15 protein-coding genes and 2 pseudogenes are annotated in these 14560 nt (G+C 46.8%); 6 read left to right on the forward strand and 11 right to left on the reverse strand.

Going from position 1 to position 14560, the window contains the following annotated elements; translation table 11 throughout:
- Positions 1–50 precede the first annotated feature (50 nt).
- Complete coding sequence (locus tag ABRS97_RS03190; protein WP_367811458.1) at positions 51–3176, forward strand: beta-galactosidase; 3126 nt, start codon at positions 51–53, stop codon at positions 3174–3176.
- 76 nt (positions 3177–3252) lie between these two features.
- On the opposite strand, the gene ABRS97_RS03195 is transcribed toward ABRS97_RS03190, so the two are convergent.
- The 4 genes from ABRS97_RS03195 to ABRS97_RS03210 all read right to left on the reverse strand — a co-directional run bounded on the left by ABRS97_RS03195 (position 3253) and on the right by ABRS97_RS03210 (position 6932).
- On the reverse strand, positions 3253–3495 hold the full coding sequence (locus ABRS97_RS03195) for an AbrB/MazE/SpoVT family DNA-binding domain-containing protein (RefSeq protein WP_367811459.1): 243 nt from the start codon (positions 3493–3495) through the stop codon (positions 3253–3255).
- A 131-nt stretch (positions 3496–3626) separates the two neighbouring features.
- On the reverse strand, positions 3627–4487 hold the full coding sequence (locus tag ABRS97_RS03200; RefSeq protein WP_367811460.1) for a transglutaminase family protein: 861 nt from the start codon (positions 4485–4487) through the stop codon (positions 3627–3629).
- Positions 4484–5443 (reverse strand): alpha-E domain-containing protein, encoded by a 960-nt coding sequence (locus ABRS97_RS03205; protein ID WP_367811461.1) that lies wholly within the window; start codon positions 5441–5443, stop codon positions 4484–4486. Before ABRS97_RS03205 ends, ABRS97_RS03200 begins: the two co-directional genes overlap by 4 nt.
- 34 nt (positions 5444–5477) lie before the next feature.
- The gene (locus ABRS97_RS03210) at positions 5478–6932 is read right to left on the reverse strand and encodes a circularly permuted type 2 ATP-grasp protein (protein ID WP_367811462.1); all 1455 of its coding nucleotides are present in this window, start codon (positions 6930–6932) and stop codon (positions 5478–5480) included.
- A 348-nt stretch (positions 6933–7280) separates the two neighbouring features.
- Between ABRS97_RS03210 and ABRS97_RS03215 the strand changes: the two genes are divergently transcribed.
- A complete protein-coding gene (locus tag ABRS97_RS03215) occupies positions 7281–7478 on the forward strand; it encodes a hypothetical protein (RefSeq protein ID WP_367811463.1) in 198 nt (65 codons plus the stop codon).
- A gap of 415 nt (positions 7479–7893) precedes the next feature.
- Here ABRS97_RS03215 and ABRS97_RS03220 read toward each other — a convergent pair whose 3' ends face one another.
- Both ABRS97_RS03220 and ABRS97_RS03225 read right to left on the reverse strand, forming a co-directional pair.
- The gene (locus tag ABRS97_RS03220) at positions 7894–8196 is read right to left on the reverse strand and encodes a GNAT family N-acetyltransferase (protein ID WP_367811464.1); all 303 of its coding nucleotides are present in this window, start codon (positions 8194–8196) and stop codon (positions 7894–7896) included.
- 8 nt (positions 8197–8204) lie between these two features.
- Positions 8205–8402, reverse strand: coding sequence for a hypothetical protein (locus ABRS97_RS03225; RefSeq protein ID WP_367811465.1), 198 nt, complete (start codon positions 8400–8402; stop codon positions 8205–8207).
- An 83-nt stretch (positions 8403–8485) separates the two neighbouring features.
- On the opposite strand from ABRS97_RS03225, the pseudogene ABRS97_RS03230 reads away from it, so the two are divergent.
- Positions 8486–8650: pseudogene (locus tag ABRS97_RS03230) on the forward strand (IS110 family RNA-guided transposase); the annotation flags it as partial.
- Positions 8651–9003: 353 nt separating this feature from the next.
- Here ABRS97_RS03230 and ABRS97_RS03235 read toward each other — a convergent pair.
- Complete coding sequence (locus tag ABRS97_RS03235; protein ID WP_367811466.1) at positions 9004–9408, reverse strand: VOC family protein; 405 nt, start codon at positions 9406–9408, stop codon at positions 9004–9006.
- Positions 9409–9673: 265 nt separating this feature from the next.
- Here ABRS97_RS03235 and ABRS97_RS03240 point away from each other — a divergent pair, with 265 nt between their 5' ends.
- Positions 9674–10270: a TetR/AcrR family transcriptional regulator gene (locus ABRS97_RS03240; RefSeq protein WP_367811467.1), complete on the forward strand. Its 597-nt coding sequence runs from the start codon at positions 9674–9676 to the stop codon at positions 10268–10270.
- Between the two features lie 683 nt (positions 10271–10953).
- On the opposite strand, the gene ABRS97_RS03245 is transcribed toward ABRS97_RS03240, so the two are convergent.
- From ABRS97_RS03245 to ABRS97_RS03255, 3 genes are read right to left on the reverse strand one after another with little or no spacing between them, the layout of a single operon-like run.
- Positions 10954–11505: a TetR/AcrR family transcriptional regulator gene (locus ABRS97_RS03245; protein WP_367811468.1), complete on the reverse strand. Its 552-nt coding sequence runs from the start codon at positions 11503–11505 to the stop codon at positions 10954–10956.
- 27 nt (positions 11506–11532) lie between these two features.
- A complete protein-coding gene (locus tag ABRS97_RS03250) occupies positions 11533–11883 on the reverse strand; it encodes a DMT family transporter (protein ID WP_367811469.1) in 351 nt (116 codons plus the stop codon).
- 24 nt (positions 11884–11907) lie between these two features.
- The gene (locus ABRS97_RS03255; protein WP_367811470.1) at positions 11908–12225 is read right to left on the reverse strand and encodes a DMT family transporter; all 318 of its coding nucleotides are present in this window, start codon (positions 12223–12225) and stop codon (positions 11908–11910) included.
- Positions 12226–12411: 186 nt separating this feature from the next.
- Between ABRS97_RS03255 and ABRS97_RS03260 the strand changes: the two are divergent.
- Positions 12412–12492: pseudogene (locus tag ABRS97_RS03260) on the forward strand (universal stress protein); the annotation flags it as partial.
- Positions 12493–12793: 301 nt separating this feature from the next.
- On the forward strand, positions 12794–13324 hold the full coding sequence (locus ABRS97_RS03265) for a hemerythrin domain-containing protein (RefSeq protein ID WP_367811471.1): 531 nt from the start codon (positions 12794–12796) through the stop codon (positions 13322–13324).
- 276 nt (positions 13325–13600) lie between these two features.
- On the opposite strand, the gene trhO is transcribed toward ABRS97_RS03265, so the two are convergent.
- Positions 13601–14503 (reverse strand): oxygen-dependent tRNA uridine(34) hydroxylase TrhO, encoded by a 903-nt coding sequence (gene trhO / locus ABRS97_RS03270; RefSeq protein ID WP_367811472.1) that lies wholly within the window; start codon positions 14501–14503, stop codon positions 13601–13603.
- Positions 14504–14560 lie beyond the last annotated feature (57 nt).

Here is a 14560-nt window from a genome sequence, read left to right on the forward strand (position 1 = left end):
CCAAACAAAACTAACAAAACGAAACCAACATCTCGATATGGAGGATGAACATGAACGAATTCATTATTTTTTACGATCCGAGCTTTCCTTTTGAAGGTATACGTCCAGATAACAGCCAATTGAAAGAACTGGAACAAATCGGTCGTGTCGTGACAGCTTACGAACTGGAAGAGGCGCTGAGCGGGGCAAGTACCTTTATTCACCTGCATGGCCGTTATTTCCCTAAAGAAGCCTGGCAGGGCATTCTTGCACATGTGAACCGTGGAAAAGGGCTTATCCATATTGGCAGCGCGCCATTCAAGGTTCCTGTTCATGCTGGCCAAGACGGCTGGCAGTTGGAAGCCGAGCAAACCGGTTACCATCAGCAGTTGCAAATCCACGAAGTATTGCCTGTTGATCCGGCACCAATTGCTCATTATGCAGCGAATGCGGAAGTGCCCTTGTTGCTTGGCAAAGAAGCCACTCTGAACATTCAGCCGACAGTGGGCCTTGTTTTGCACGTAACTCGTGCTGATGACCAGCCTGACCAAATGGGATCTAGCGGCCCGATGGATGCGCATATTACCGCGCTGCTCAAGGGAATTTCGAGCGAAGGGCGTGAAGTCGCCGCTCCAATTATTCTGATTGAGAACACGAAGGGAGCTTTTGCTGGCGGCCGCTGGATTCTTGCGAACCTCGTCACAGACGATACGTTCTGGTCGCAAGGCGGCGTTTCCTTGATTGCTGAGCTCGCCGCATTCACAGCCCGAGGCGTTACCGAGATCTGGTTCAAGCCTAACTATGCTTGTTACGATCCGGGAGATCGTGCGGCGTTAACTGTTCAGCTGCAAACTTTGGCGTCCCGAGATGGTTTCATCTCTCCGAATGCAACATGGACGTTCAGTGTACAAGTGAACAAGGAAGATGGTGGAGCGCCTATCTGGTCCACTGAATTTCAAATGAATGCGTCCCGAGAACTCACGTATAAAAAAATGCTGGTGGCAGTAGATTTGGAAGCTGGTTATTATACCGCTGTATGTACAGCGACAGCCAATACTGGCGAAACGCGCGTGTTCCGCCAAGGCTTCTGGGGCTATGATGCGGAACTGCTCCGAGAAGGGGAGCCGATGTCCTGCGATCGCGACTATTTCATCAAAGACGGGCGGCCGCTGCCGATCGTTGGCATGACTTATATGACAAGTGATGTGGCGCGGAAATTTCTGTTCCTGCCAAACGTCTCGGTCTGGGACCGCGATGTTGCGCAAATGGCCAAAGCGGGCATTAATCTGATCCGTACTGGCATTTGGTCGGCCTGGCGTCAAGTGATGTTCGTCGATGGGCATCCGTACGAGGAAGTGCTAAGAGCAATCGATGCCTTCATTCTGACTTGCAAAAGGCATAATATTGAAGTGACATTCAATTTCTTCGCGTTTACGCCGGAATTATGGGAAGGCGTCAACCCTTATCTGGATCCGCGCAGTGTGGAAGCGCAGAAACGCTTTATCGCGGCTGTTGTGTCCAGACACGTTGAAACGACGAACATTCATTGGGATTTGATTAATGAACCGTCAATGTTTAATCCGAAAAAGCCTTTCGCGGGACCGCAATCGGCGCATGACAAGTTCGAGCATGAGGCGTTCGTTGCTTGGTTAGAGCAGCGTCATGGCACGATTCGCAAGCTGCAGGAGCGTTGGAATATGACGCCGGGCGAGCTGCCGAATTTCGCAAGTGTCCGTCTTCCCGACAAGTCGGAAGTGAATATGAACACAACGGAGTCAGTTGAGAAAAAGGGCGGCCCGTGGCTCGATTACACGTTGTTTACGATGGATATGCATAATCGTTGGGCGCATGAATTGATCGCGACGATCCGCAGCTACAATCCCAAGCAGCTGGCAACGGTTGGTCAAGATGAAGGATTAGCTGACCAGCGGCCATCGCCGTTCTTCTATGCAGAGGCGGTGGACTATACGACGGTCCATTCCTGGTGGTTGATGGACCAACTTGTGTGGGACGGCGTTTTCTCCAAAGCGCCGGATAAGCCTAACGTCATTCAGGAAACGGGTATCATGTATGTAGAGACGCCTGATGGCCGGGCGAAACGCTCGGAGCAGGAGCTTCGCAATATTTTGGAACGCAAATATGCGTATGCATTCTCGACCGGTGGTGCGGGGGCTATTCAGTGGATTTGGAATATTAATTTCTATATGAACAATATTAATGAGTCGCATATCGGCGCGCTGCGTGCGGACGGGACAGAAAAGCCGGAAGCTGATGTTTCTTATGACTTTGGCGCTTTCATGGGCAGTATTCGCGATCTGTTCGTAGGCAGACAGTTGGAAGAAGTTGTGGCGATTTTCCCGTATTCCAACGATTTCTCCACGAGGAAAGTGGCGAGCGATGCTACGGCTAAACTGGCGCGCACACTGGCTCATGAAATGAACGTGTCTTTCCGCGGTCTGGGCGAGTACCACTTGGATGCGTTGGATCATGATCATCCGAAGCTGATTATCGTCCCGAGCGCGCATAACTTTAGCGATGGGGCGTTAGAAAAGCTGATTGCACATGTGCGCACGAATGGGGGAACGCTTCTCTTTACAGGGCCTCTCGGTTTAAATGAGTACTGGACACCTGTGGAGAGACTGAACGAGATCACGGGCGAAACCGTGCTGAGCAATGTGCTTCGCGAGGAAGTCATGGCGCTAAGCGGCAAGCTGTATCAGGTATCGTTCGGCGGTGTGCGCATTGCTCAATTGAACAAGGAAATCACCTTGTCCGGCGGTTCCAGCAGCGGCAGTTCCGTAAGCGCGCAAGTTGGCGCGGTGGAGCGCTACGAGCTTGGTCAAGGCCAGCTCATCTGGTGCCCGCTGCCGGTCGAACTAAACGAGCGCGGCGATACGTTACAAGCGCTGTATGCTTATGCTTTGCAGCAGGCTGGCGTGGAAGCCGAGCTGGAGTGGGTGCAAGGCGGCGCGTTGCCGGGCCTGTATGGCCGCAAGCTGACTTTTGAAAGCGGCGCGTTGTATATCTTTGTTTCCGAGTACAGCGTGGATACGCAGGTTGAAGTGAAAGATCCGGTGACTGGCAAAAGCTACGCCTTCGAGCTTGAAAGCGAGCGTACGGTGATGTTCGCTGCCGATCTCCAAGGGAATTTGCTATCCGTATACCGTCCGAAGCAAGTGGAAGTAGCTGTGAAATAAGTTCAATTAAATGAAATAAGCCTCTGTTCCGGGGAGCTGTTCGTCAACAGCTTCGGGGACAGAGGCTTTTTTACAATCATCCTACTTCAATCTCTTCAACGCAGCTATTGCACACTAGCTTTCCTTTGAAGTAGGTCATATTTTCAAAATTTCCACAAAAAATACAGGCTGGCATATACTTTTTCAGTGTAATGCGATCCGGATCCACATATACTTCGATCGCGTCTCCGATATCGATATGCAAAGTACGTCGAAGTTCAATCGGGAGCACGATTCGTCCTAATTCATCCACTTTTCTTACAATTCCTGTCGATTTCATCCGTTTTCCCCCTCCTCGTTCATCCCTGATCTTGGAACATGAACATGCCCTCTTCATTATATTCCACATATAAACTGGAATCCCTTTTATTTACTTGGTAAATTTGGGGATTGAAGAGGCGGGCGGCAGACTTATTCGATTAATCGAACATCGACAATGACTTCAAGATCTTGTTTGCCGGTTCCGCGATATACACCTTTGACAGGGACGATATCGTTATAGTCGCGTCCGTGCCCCAGCTTGACGTAACGCCAATTGACTTCGCAATTGTTCGTCGGGTCATAGCCGAACCAGCCGGTCCCGGGAATGAGACATTCCACCCAAGCGTGTGAGGCTTGCGTGAAATCAGCGCTGCCTCCCTGCAGATCGCCTACGAAATGGTAGCCGCTGACATAACGGGCCGGAATGCCCTTGTCACGGCAAATCGCGATCATGAAGTGAGAGTAATCCTGGCACACTCCGCGCTTAATATGAAGCATTTCACCTACCGTTGTCTGAACAGAAGTAGCCATAGGATCGTAAGTGAAATCGCGATGAACCGTCTTGTAAATATGACGCAGCAGCTCATATAGGCTAAGCCCATCATCGGAAATGGCATCTGAATACGCCTTGATTTCTAGCGTCAGTTCGGTATAGCTGGTGGGCAGCAAATATTCGGCGTATTGATTCTGGAAAGCGTCGCTGAAGCGATGCTCCTTCCCCTCGTAAGGCGAAGTGCCGGCGGAGGGCGTATTGTCATTATCATGCGTCACGACGGTGGACACCATCTTAATCGTTAGCTCGCGATGCATGTTGTCGACGGTAAATGCATGTACGCGATTGTGAAAAAAGTCTTCATACGTAAACAGCGAAGAAACCGGATCGGTTACAATGACGTGATGATAGCAGGACTGGCGGTAGTTGGTGCTGGGCGTCAAACGGATTTCATTGACACTGTCCTGCACGGTATCCTCGTAAGCGTAGCGTGTGATATGCGTGATCTCGAGCTTCATGCGCTGACCTCCTCTCGGGAGGGAAAAAAGATCTTCGACATCCTTGTGCCCAGATGGCTGCACGATTCTAGCAGTGTGTTGATGGTCATTTCAAGCTTCCCGGATAAAATGTCCTCTTCATCCATGCAATTGAGGTTGGCTTTTACTTTACCCGCCAATTTTGCGAGCTTCTGGACGGCTGCATTCAAAGCAGGATCTTCCTCCTCTATGGAACGAAGCGAGGTTTCGAGTTGGCTGAATGAATAGCTGACTGAGCGAGGAAAGGTTTCATTCAGCATGAGGAATTTAACAATATGGCCTAAGTTCACTGTATCGGCATACTCGCGCCGATAGGCTTCATAACCGCTCACAGACTTCAATACGGAAAGCATAAGAGGGTATGAGCAAAGTTCCTCCCTAGCGTAATCATTGGATAGCGATTGGAGCAAGCGAAGCAGATTTTCGGCACGCTCCAGATAGCGCCCTGCTTCAACGAAAAACCACTCGTTTTCTCTAGGCATTACTGAAATGGCCGCACCTTGAAACATGGACAGCGTATCGCGAATGAAGCGGTAGAACAGATGCGGGGAGTCCGATGTAATATCGCGGACTTCTTTTTCTTTGATCCATAAGTATAAGCCGTTCATGATGTCCCAGAGCTCTCCTGGCATTTTCTCCCGAATGTTACGTAGGTTGGAACGGGCATGGTTCATGCATGCGAGTAAGGAGTTGGCGTTATTTTTGTCCAGTGTAATGTAGTGCAGGACGTTCTGCTCGGTGAAACTGCCGTAGATTTCCGAGAATAAGGCGCGGTCTCCAATCGTGTCAATTAGCCGACTCCAGGAATGGCCGCTGCCGCTTTCCTTCTCCTCGCGAATGTGGTAGTACACATCAATTAAACGCGCATGGTTTTCTGTCCGTTCCGCATATCGACCGATCCAAAACAATGCTTCCGCTGTACGCCCCATCATTACCATGTTCGCTCGCCTCCTATCTAACCTTGTAACTCGTTTAATTAACGACCCATGTGTCTTTGCAGCCCCCGCCTTGTGAAGAGTTTACGACTAGTGATCCTTCTTTGAGTGCTACGCGTGTGAGTCCTCCAGGTATGACTTGGGTGTTTTCGCCTGAAATGACAAAAGCGCGCAGATCGATATGGCGAGGCGCCATTCGCCCGTCCAGCATCACCGGAGCTCGCGAAAGCTGAATGGTTGGTTGAGCGATATACCGATCAGGATCTTCTTTAATCTTTTGGGCAAATTCAGCTATCTCGCCCTCTGAAGCAGATGGGCCGATTAGCATGCCATAACCGCCCGAGAGAGAGGTCTCTTTGACAACCATTTCGTTTAGATGTTGAAGCACATACTCTCTTTCATCGGGTCTGGACAACACGTAAGTGGGCACGTTGTTCAGAATGGGCTCCTCATTCAGATAGTAGCGAATCATTTCCGGCACGTAAGCGTAGATGGCTTTATCGTCTGCAACCCCTGTTCCTGGAGCATTCACGATATTGATGTTGCCTGCGCGATAGGCGTTCATAATGCCGGCTACGCCCAGCATAGAAGTGGGGTTGAAAGCGAGGGGATCCAGGAAATCATCATCGATGCGTCGATAAATAACATCAATTTGGCGAAGGCCGTTCATGCCGCGAATGTATACTTTGTGATCGATGACGACCAGATCGTGTCCTTCTACTAATTCTATGCCCATTTGCTGCGCGAGGAAGGTATGCTCGAAATAGGCGGAGTTGTAGCAGCCAGGCGTTAACAGCCCGATAACTGGATCCGTTTTGCCACGGGGACTTAACCTCCGCAAAGCGGATAAAAAAACATTCAAGCTTTGCTCGATATCTTGGATGCTGTGGCTGAACACCAGATCGGGAAATAAATGTGTCATGATGGAACGACTTTTGTATAAATAAGAGAAACCGGAAGGAGAACGAAGATTATCCTCAAGAACGAAGTACTCGCCATGCTCATCGCGAATCAAATCGATGCCGGAGACCGTCACATAGACGTCGTTAGGAACAGAAAGACGCATCATTTCTGGCCGGAAATACCGATTGGCGAGCACCATTTTTCGTGGAATAATGCCTTCTTTCAAAATTTCCTGATTGTGATAAATGTCTTTGAGAAAAAGATTGAGCGCCTTAACGCGTTGGCGAAGCCCCCGTTCCAGTTTGAGCCATTCATCCTTGGGGATGATCCGGGGAATAGGATCGAAAGGAATGGTTCTCTCTAAGGCTTCGGTTTGATCCGGGCTATACAGGGTGAAGGTTATGCCTTCTTCCATCATGCGCTTCATCGTGGCGGACTGCCTCTTGCTTAGATGGCCATCTTTCATCGCCATGAACTGGCGGAATACATGCTGGTAGTGGCCCCTGACTGCGTAAGCATTCAAAAACATTTCGTCAAAAAAAGGATGAGGATCATAGGGGGTTGTGACGAGATTGATTGGTTTGGACATCGCGGCTCCCTGGTTTCGTAAGGTTGCTTTCGGAAGCGGCGTTTGGCTATGGGCCCGAAGCAGAAACCAGGCCTCCTTTCCGATCTGAGTTCATTTTATGTCAGATTACATATCATGTATCTCGGTGAAACGGATGTTATTACTTATATTGTAGATTTTTCAGAAAATTATGTCAATATAATTGACGTGATTATTGTGCTGGGGTGAATTGTTTTTTGGGCTGTATCACAAAAATAGTATAATTTTCGGTGGGTTATGCGGAGTGTTGATGGAATTAATCATAAATTGTCGTTTAAACAATGTTATATAAGTTAACATTAAATGTGATTAGGGGGTGGCGCATGTTTGATGGAGATCAACGAGACAAATGCGCATATCGGGCAGCAAGCGCAGATGGCGGATGGCTTTCACCTCGATGAAAGTGGGTACGAAGGTGGCGGTGGTCAGTACGCAGCATCGTCAAATTTCAGCGGAGGCGAGCATGCGGTGCAAGAACTTCTGAAACGTAGGTGTCCAAAGAGAGTAAAGTTTTTTCTTAGTTCTTAGATTAAGATCGGATTCCTTTTTAATTAATTATTGGAAATGGAATGTAAGGAAGAGGACGTAGCCCAAGCGATCTCTTTTTTCAAAGTCAGGATTAATAGCGAATTCAGCTAACAATAACACCGCCCCATTTTGTATAGACCTCTTTTCAACTCGTTCCTCGTTAGCCTAATGGACCTTGCCAATCTAAATGCCTGAATATGGTGTTATGTGACGTAGATACTACTTGATAAAGCCTTACATCTCATTTTTAATACTATCTTCAATTACAATTTCTTTAATTATAGATTCTACAGCCAATAGGTTTTTTAGACCTGTCTCAGTTGTAAGTTCAAAATAACCTAGATAGTTTTCTTGATATTGATCGGAATAAAGTGTAAATCCCTCGCTTAGATTTTAGATCTTAGTAAGGTACCCGTTAGTACAATACATTCAGAACCATTAAATCTTCATCAAAATACTGCCCGTTGTTCTTTAATGCGTTATGTTCCACGCCGTAAAGTTCGAATCCTAATGACTTGTAAAGCTGCTTTGCAAAGCTGTTTACAGACACTACTGTTAAGTTTATTTGCTCTAACCCATCGCAAACCTTTGCTTTGCTAATCAGCTCAAGCATTAATGATTTCCCCAAACCTTTCCCTCTATTATATGGTGCAACATACATCCCAAAAACATTTCCTTTATGAGCAGTTTTTACATCTACTTCTCGTACAAATGTCACGACTCCAACTAGAGAACCACGATCATCAAAAGCCCAAGAACATACTTGTCCTTGCTAGGTTTAATTCGCTCTGCTACAGTTTCCAAAGAGAATTGTACTTCTCTCTCATGAGTAGAACCAAAAGCCTCTGGATTGTTTTTCAACGCACTTAAACGTAATTCTTGATATATGCTAGCATCTGACTCATCCAATACTCGAATATACATTGAATCCTCCCAAAACGTTTCAGATTTGACTATAGTTCCCGTTAGATTCCTGTAGATGGTCACAAGATAAGCAAAATCAACTCATTGAAAACATTACCGTAAACCATATTGTTGTGGGTGTAGACATTGCTCAGGAAGCTCATGTTGCTAGAGCTGTTAACTTCCGCAGGGTCGCTCTCGGTAATCCTTTAGAGTTCAGCAATAAGGAAGATGGTTTTAGTTCCCTTGACCGCTGGATTCGCGACTTGTGGAGCTACGAGTGCTCATGGCTAACCGAGATACAGTTGTTAAACGACTCGTAAGTGCCGTCAACCTGGTCGTAATGTAGCTATCATATTCGTTAATCAAATCTGCCAGTTAGCTTAATGCTAGGCAAGTACATATGTATAAAAACCTATTTTTTATGAAGATGTTAAAAGGAGCTACGTTGCAGCTCCTTCGTCGTTTATGATGCAGTTCTCTTTTCACTATCGTTCCCGAGAGCTTCTGCAACCGCCAGCTCCCGACCCGAGGATACTATCAACATTGACACGCCCCGAGGTGGGCAGGAGAGTTTCAGTCGCGAACTCCATTAGTACGCTTAGCGTAGGAACGCTGTCCGTCAAGGCCTGCCGCTGAACCGCTCGAGCGCCTCCTCGGTAACCGGCGCGAAGAGGTTGACAAGGTTGCCGTCGGGGTCGCGAAACAGTGCAGAGCGGTTCCCCCATGGCATCGTAGTCGGTTCCTGTACCCACTCGTCGACAAGCGGCTTCAAGCGCGTGTACTCGGCATCGACGTCGTGGACGCGAAACTCGATGATGACGGTGTGGTTGTCGGCCGCGCGCGCAGAACCAGCGCCGAACAGTTGCACCGTCTGGGAGTGGCCGATCGCCAGGGTACACGATGGCAGAACGAACTCAGCGAAAACAGGCGCTGGGCGCTTCGCCGAAACACATGTGACTTTCTCATAGAACACGACGAGTCGTTCCAAGTTGTCAGTAATGATGCGTACAGAAGCGAAATTCACGAGACATCATCCTTTCAATAATAGAATTTTATGCTACGATACCGTATCGTATCGTAGCATATTGGCCTGGAAAATACAAGTGACTGTATGACTAACAAAAATGGTGCTCGAAAATGCTTCGTTGCCTCACTGAAGCACAAACAAGGAGTGCTGTAATGGCAATCCGAAATCCCCGGCGCCAAGGATGCTCCCATGGTATAATGTAAAGGACTTTTTATTTTAAGGCAACGAATCCCAGTTTAAGTACTTTTATGTTGGAGGGAAGATGGTGACTACGTCTAAAAAATCTGAACGTGTGCCGTCGGCCAATTTGAATAGACGCGTCGAGCGTTCACGACATACCGTCCTGACCACTGCGTTTGAACTGCTCAGCGAAGGCGGTGTAGCTAGCTTTACCGTCGACGAGGTGGCGCGTCGTTCTGGGGTCGCGAAGACGACCATTTACCGCCACTGGCCGACGCGGGAAGCACTGGTGATCGACGCCTGTTCACGGATGATTGCCGAGCAGGAAACGCCCGACACCGGCTCACTCGAAGGTGACGTCACGGCTATCCTGGTGGAAATCGCGCACCTGCTACCGACGGCGAATTGGTCCTTCGTCCTGCCGTCAATCGTCGACACCGCCGAGCGCAATCCAGAGTTCGCGGAAATCCACAGTCGGATTCAGCGCGGACACGCCGCCCCCCTGCGAGAGGTCCTGCAGCGCGCGGTAGGTAGGGGCGAGCTGTCGGCACACGCCGACGTGTCAACGATCGTCGCAGCCCTGATGGGGCCACTCTTCTACCGCCGCTGGTTCTCACGCGAACCGATCGACGACCATTTCGTAAAGGCGATCATCAAAAGTGTACTCGCTTCACTTTAGTACGAGACGCCTACCACTTGGCGATGGCGGACCAGCAAATATCTGTTTTGCGCGCCCACAAGCTTCGGCATCCTGACGCAACGCGATCAAGGCCACGACCTGGAGAGCGAGAGTTCGAAAACAGGTTATATACATGAACGGTGTTTCTTCGTATTTCAAGGTGTTCTTAGAGTCCAAATTCCTGCTCTAATAAATGTATTAGCGTATGTTTTCGTTAAATATCTAAACGAGCGCGGCAAAATCCCTTGAAATATAAAGCCTTGCACATTGTTTACATGTAATCAATGTATTCTTGTGGGAATATCACAAAAAGCAGGCCATAACTGGAACAATACAGTCTTGGCCTGCTTATTTCTGTCATTCAACTATCGTTATCCGTTAGTTCAATCGTTAAATATGTTCGGTCGAGAAATGAATTGTACTAACTAATTCTACAGGCATCTGTATAAAGTTTTTAGGTAAGCCAGAGGTCAAGAACGTTTGACAAAAATAATAAATGACTCAATGATGATTTTTATCCCTATATTCAAGCGCTTTTTTCTGTAAATTCTGAAGTATTAGGTCGTGTTGGTAAGAGTCATCTCTAAGTACATTTCTTCCTGCAATGAAAAAGTATATAATCCCACCTACCATACATACCGCAATCAAAATGATGTATATCATTTAATCAGACACCTCTCTACTTAATTATTGCTTATGGAAGAATCTATCATTTTTGTTATTCTAGCAACTACGTTTCTTTTTATTTTTTCTTCGAGTTTTCCGACGTTATATATCTCCGAATACCATAAACCTTCAATCGCTAACCGTATAATTGTGCTATCGACTGCATCTAGCCCGTCTTTTTCCATCTCATTATGCAATTCCTGATAATCATTTCTTAATTTATCCAGAAATATTGGGTCAGTATATAAGGATGCCACATACGCTGTGACAAGTCGGTTTACAGTTTCAGTATCTCTTACTGTTGAATCCAAATAAGCACGATGCCATTTCCCAATAGACTCAGGAGTTTCACTTACTCTTTTTCGAACATCATTAAGAAATGAGTCAGAGTATTCATCGACCATCGACTTAATAAGACTTTCCTTATTTTTAAAATGATGAAGCAGTCCTCCCTTACTAACTCCTGCCTTTTTAGCAACTGCTTCTAACGTGAACTTTTCCATTCCATCATGCTCTACTATAAAGGATGCCGCAGCAATTAACTCTTTCCGTTTTGAGTTACTTCTCATTTGCACATTCCTTTCTCAACAAATCATTTAATTGGAAGGGGATGTTGCCTTGGCTGAAGTTTTCGAGAAATTCAACAAAACAACCCCACCAATAATAAATATAAGACCGAGAACTGTTACAATACTAAAAGCCTCACCCCAAATCAACACCCCTATAAGGGCGGTTAAAGCAGTCCCTACTCCAGCCCAAATCGCGTAAGCTAAACTTAGGGGCAAATTGCGCAAGCTTAAGGACAAAAAGAAAAAAGCTGCCCCCATTCCAAAAACTACACCAATCGTGGGTGCCAAAACAGTAAATCCTTTAGAAACCTTTAACATCGAGGTCCCGAAGACTTCGAATAATATCGCTACACTCAACAACAAGTATCCTTTTTTCATTTTAATTCCTCCCCTCATAAGTATTCAGCTAGCAAGTTTCATTACAATAACGCCAACAATAATAAGTACAATTCCGGAGACTTTTTGAAAGTTTATTTTATCTTTGAATATTACAATACCTACAAGGGCAGTAAGGGCAGTTCCTGCCCCAGACCATATTGCATAAGCCGTTCCTAATGGAATCGTTTTTAGAGCAAGAGACAGTCCAAACATTGCTAACCCCATACCCACAATCATTCCAATACTTGGGTATACCTTCCTGAAACCATTTGATAATTTCATCATAGAGCTTCCAAACACTTCAGCTGCAATTGAAGCTGCAAGTATTAAAAATGAATTCATAACGAGTTCCTCCTTAACTGAGCTATCTTTAGAATTTCTTATTAAATTGGGAATTATACAAATATTCCTTGCTTTCTCCCTAGTCTTAACTATACCGTTCAGACGGTTTTATTATATGTTTACTATACCGTACGGACGGTTTTTTTGTAAAGTGAATTTTTTGTTCATACTACTCATTTCGAAGGTACGTTCCAAAAATTTGATATGGGTAGTGTCAGTCATAAAGTAGTAAAGCGAGTCCAATGTCCAGTTATTGTTGTTAAGTAAAAAACACAGCACCTCTTCGATTTTAAATTGAAGAGGTGCTGCAACTTTATAGAGAATAGAGGAAGTCAGGTAAAGGCAGTCACTTATTCTTGCTGAGCATTACGTTAAACTGCCCGTTAGTTCAACGGTCGCTACATGTCTATCCTCGCAGCAATCATTACTGCTTGTGAAACTGTTTCAATTAACAAATAGCCGTACTCGCGGAGTGCCACTCGCCAATTTCCTTCGCATGTAAGCAAACCTCTGCCGCATACAATGATACTGTTGCGTCAGTCAGCCCATTTATGAAGGAGGAAGCCCGATGGAATACCGTTTGAGCTTTCAAACGAATAGGGAGTACGCTGCACATGGGACTCACTTCCCGGCGATGGTGGAGCGATGGAAGGAAGAGCATCTGCAGATGCGGAATCAGCTGAAAGACATTCGGACGATGGCAGCCTCCATGTACTCCCTTGAAGATTGCTCAATAGGGATGTGCAAGCTCATTGAGATGCAGGATCAAATTCTTTCACTGGTTGAGGAATTAGAGCAGCATTCGGAATGGGAAGAGCGGGAGCTGTTTCCACTGCTGCACACTTATCTTCATCCGACGACAGCGCTTTCCATTACAAGGTCGCTGCTCGTGCTGGAACAGGATCATGATTTGGCCAAAAGGGTCGTGCAATCGTATGTCGATGGCGTCAATCTCATGAAAGTGCCGATAGATTTGGCATATATGCAGCTCATGATTTCTGAGCTTGTGACCGCTTGTTTAATCCTTCTCAAGCACATTACCCTAGAAGAAGAGCTCGTATATCCGCTGGCGGACCGGATTTTAGAAAATTTGGCTTAACACTCGCATCGCAACCATCGATAAGCGAACAACACAAAAAGGTTCCCTTAAGTCAAAAAGACTTGAGGGAACCTGAGTGTCTTATTCCTTGATGTGAACGTTTGCAAATCGATTTCGCGGAACGTGAGTATCTTATTTCTGCAGAAAAGGCCACTTCCGGCTCTTTCCTACAGAAATAGAGGAACCACGATCCCTCGCTCCTGTTGGAAAGACCAAAGGGGCCTTAATAAGGTATCGCAGTTCCGCCAAGTAAACAGGGAAAAGTGCTTTTCCCCATTAAGCCTCAAGTTGACTCATGGTTTTCTCTTCGCATTCTTGGGAGCAGAAGCTATTGTGCTCCTCCTCGCATGCTTCGCAAGCGATATGCTTCAAGTGGCAAGCATCATTCGCACAGTTGATATAGCGGTCTTCCGGCTTGCCGCAGTGATAGCATTTGCCCACGACAATATCTTCGTCTGTGCGGTTAATCGGAACGGAAATACGCTCGTCGAAGACGTAGCATTTGCCGTCGAACAAGCGCCCTTTCACGTCTTCATCCTTGCCGTAGGTAACAATGCCTCCGTCAAGCTGGTACACTTCCTTGAAGCCTTCATTGATCAGGAAGCCGGAAAGCTTCTCGCAGCGAATGCCGCCGGTACAATACGTCAGAATCGGCTTGTCCTTGAATTCTTGCAGGTTATTCCGAATCCACTCCGGAAATTCTTTGGTCGTCTCCACCTCAGGGCGAATCGCGCCGCGGAAATGTCCAATATCATATTCATAATGGTTGCGGCCATCGAGCACGATGACATCTTCCTGCTGGAGCTTCTCGTAAAAATCTTTGGGCTTCAGATGCGTGCCCGTCAGTTCGTTCGGATTCACATCTTCTTCGAGACGGAAGGTAACGAGCTCTTTTTTGGGACGGACAAAGATTTTATGGAACGCATGCTTGTCGCTATCGTCTATTTTGTAAACCATATCCTTGAAAAGGGGCATCTGGCGCATCATGGCCATGTAAGCTTCGGTTTGTTCCACGGTGCCGGAAAGGGTTCCATTAATGCCTTCTGGCGCAATGAGAATGCGGCCCTTCACGCCGAGCTTTTTGCAGAAAGCCAAATGCTCCTTGGCTAATGCCTCATGGTCGTGAACGGTAACAAATTTATAATATAACAAAATTCGGAATGGAGCTGCTGTTGTCATGCTTTAACCACCTATACGTATAAATTGCATGCTTGATGTTGGCATAAGCTAATAGTG

This window comes from Paenibacillus tabacirhizosphaerae (assembly GCF_040812395.1).
Taxonomy (GTDB): domain Bacteria; phylum Bacillota; class Bacilli; order Paenibacillales; family NBRC-103111; genus Paenibacillus_E.

What these genes read in the sequence shown, in the direction of transcription:
- ABRS97_RS03190 (WP_367811458.1), top strand. Translation starts at nt 51, where the DNA reads ATGAACGAATTCATTATTTTTTACGATCCGAGCTTTCCTTTTGAAGGT.
- ABRS97_RS03195 (WP_367811459.1), bottom strand. Translation starts at nt 3,495, where the DNA reads ATGAAATCGACAGGAATTGTAAGAAAAGTGGATGAATTAGGACGAATC.
- ABRS97_RS03200 (WP_367811460.1), bottom strand. Translation starts at nt 4,487, where the DNA reads ATGAAGCTCGAGATCACGCATATCACACGCTACGCTTACGAGGATACC.
- ABRS97_RS03205 (WP_367811461.1), bottom strand. Translation starts at nt 5,443, where the DNA reads ATGGTAATGATGGGGCGTACAGCGGAAGCATTGTTTTGGATCGGTCGA.
- ABRS97_RS03210 (WP_367811462.1), bottom strand. Translation starts at nt 6,932, where the DNA reads ATGTCCAAACCAATCAATCTCGTCACAACCCCCTATGATCCTCATCCT.
- ABRS97_RS03215 (WP_367811463.1), top strand. Translation starts at nt 7,281, where the DNA reads ATGGAGATCAACGAGACAAATGCGCATATCGGGCAGCAAGCGCAGATG.
- ABRS97_RS03225 (WP_367811465.1), bottom strand. Translation starts at nt 8,402, where the DNA reads ATGTATATTCGAGTATTGGATGAGTCAGATGCTAGCATATATCAAGAA.
- ABRS97_RS03240 (WP_367811467.1), top strand. Translation starts at nt 9,674, where the DNA reads ATGGTGACTACGTCTAAAAAATCTGAACGTGTGCCGTCGGCCAATTTG.
- ABRS97_RS03245 (WP_367811468.1), bottom strand. Translation starts at nt 11,505, where the DNA reads ATGAGAAGTAACTCAAAACGGAAAGAGTTAATTGCTGCGGCATCCTTT.
- ABRS97_RS03250 (WP_367811469.1), bottom strand. Translation starts at nt 11,883, where the DNA reads ATGAAAAAAGGATACTTGTTGTTGAGTGTAGCGATATTATTCGAAGTC.
- ABRS97_RS03255 (WP_367811470.1), bottom strand. Translation starts at nt 12,225, where the DNA reads ATGAATTCATTTTTAATACTTGCAGCTTCAATTGCAGCTGAAGTGTTT.
- ABRS97_RS03265 (WP_367811471.1), top strand. Translation starts at nt 12,794, where the DNA reads ATGGAATACCGTTTGAGCTTTCAAACGAATAGGGAGTACGCTGCACAT.
- trhO (WP_367811472.1), bottom strand. Translation starts at nt 14,503, where the DNA reads ATGACAACAGCAGCTCCATTCCGAATTTTGTTATATTATAAATTTGTT.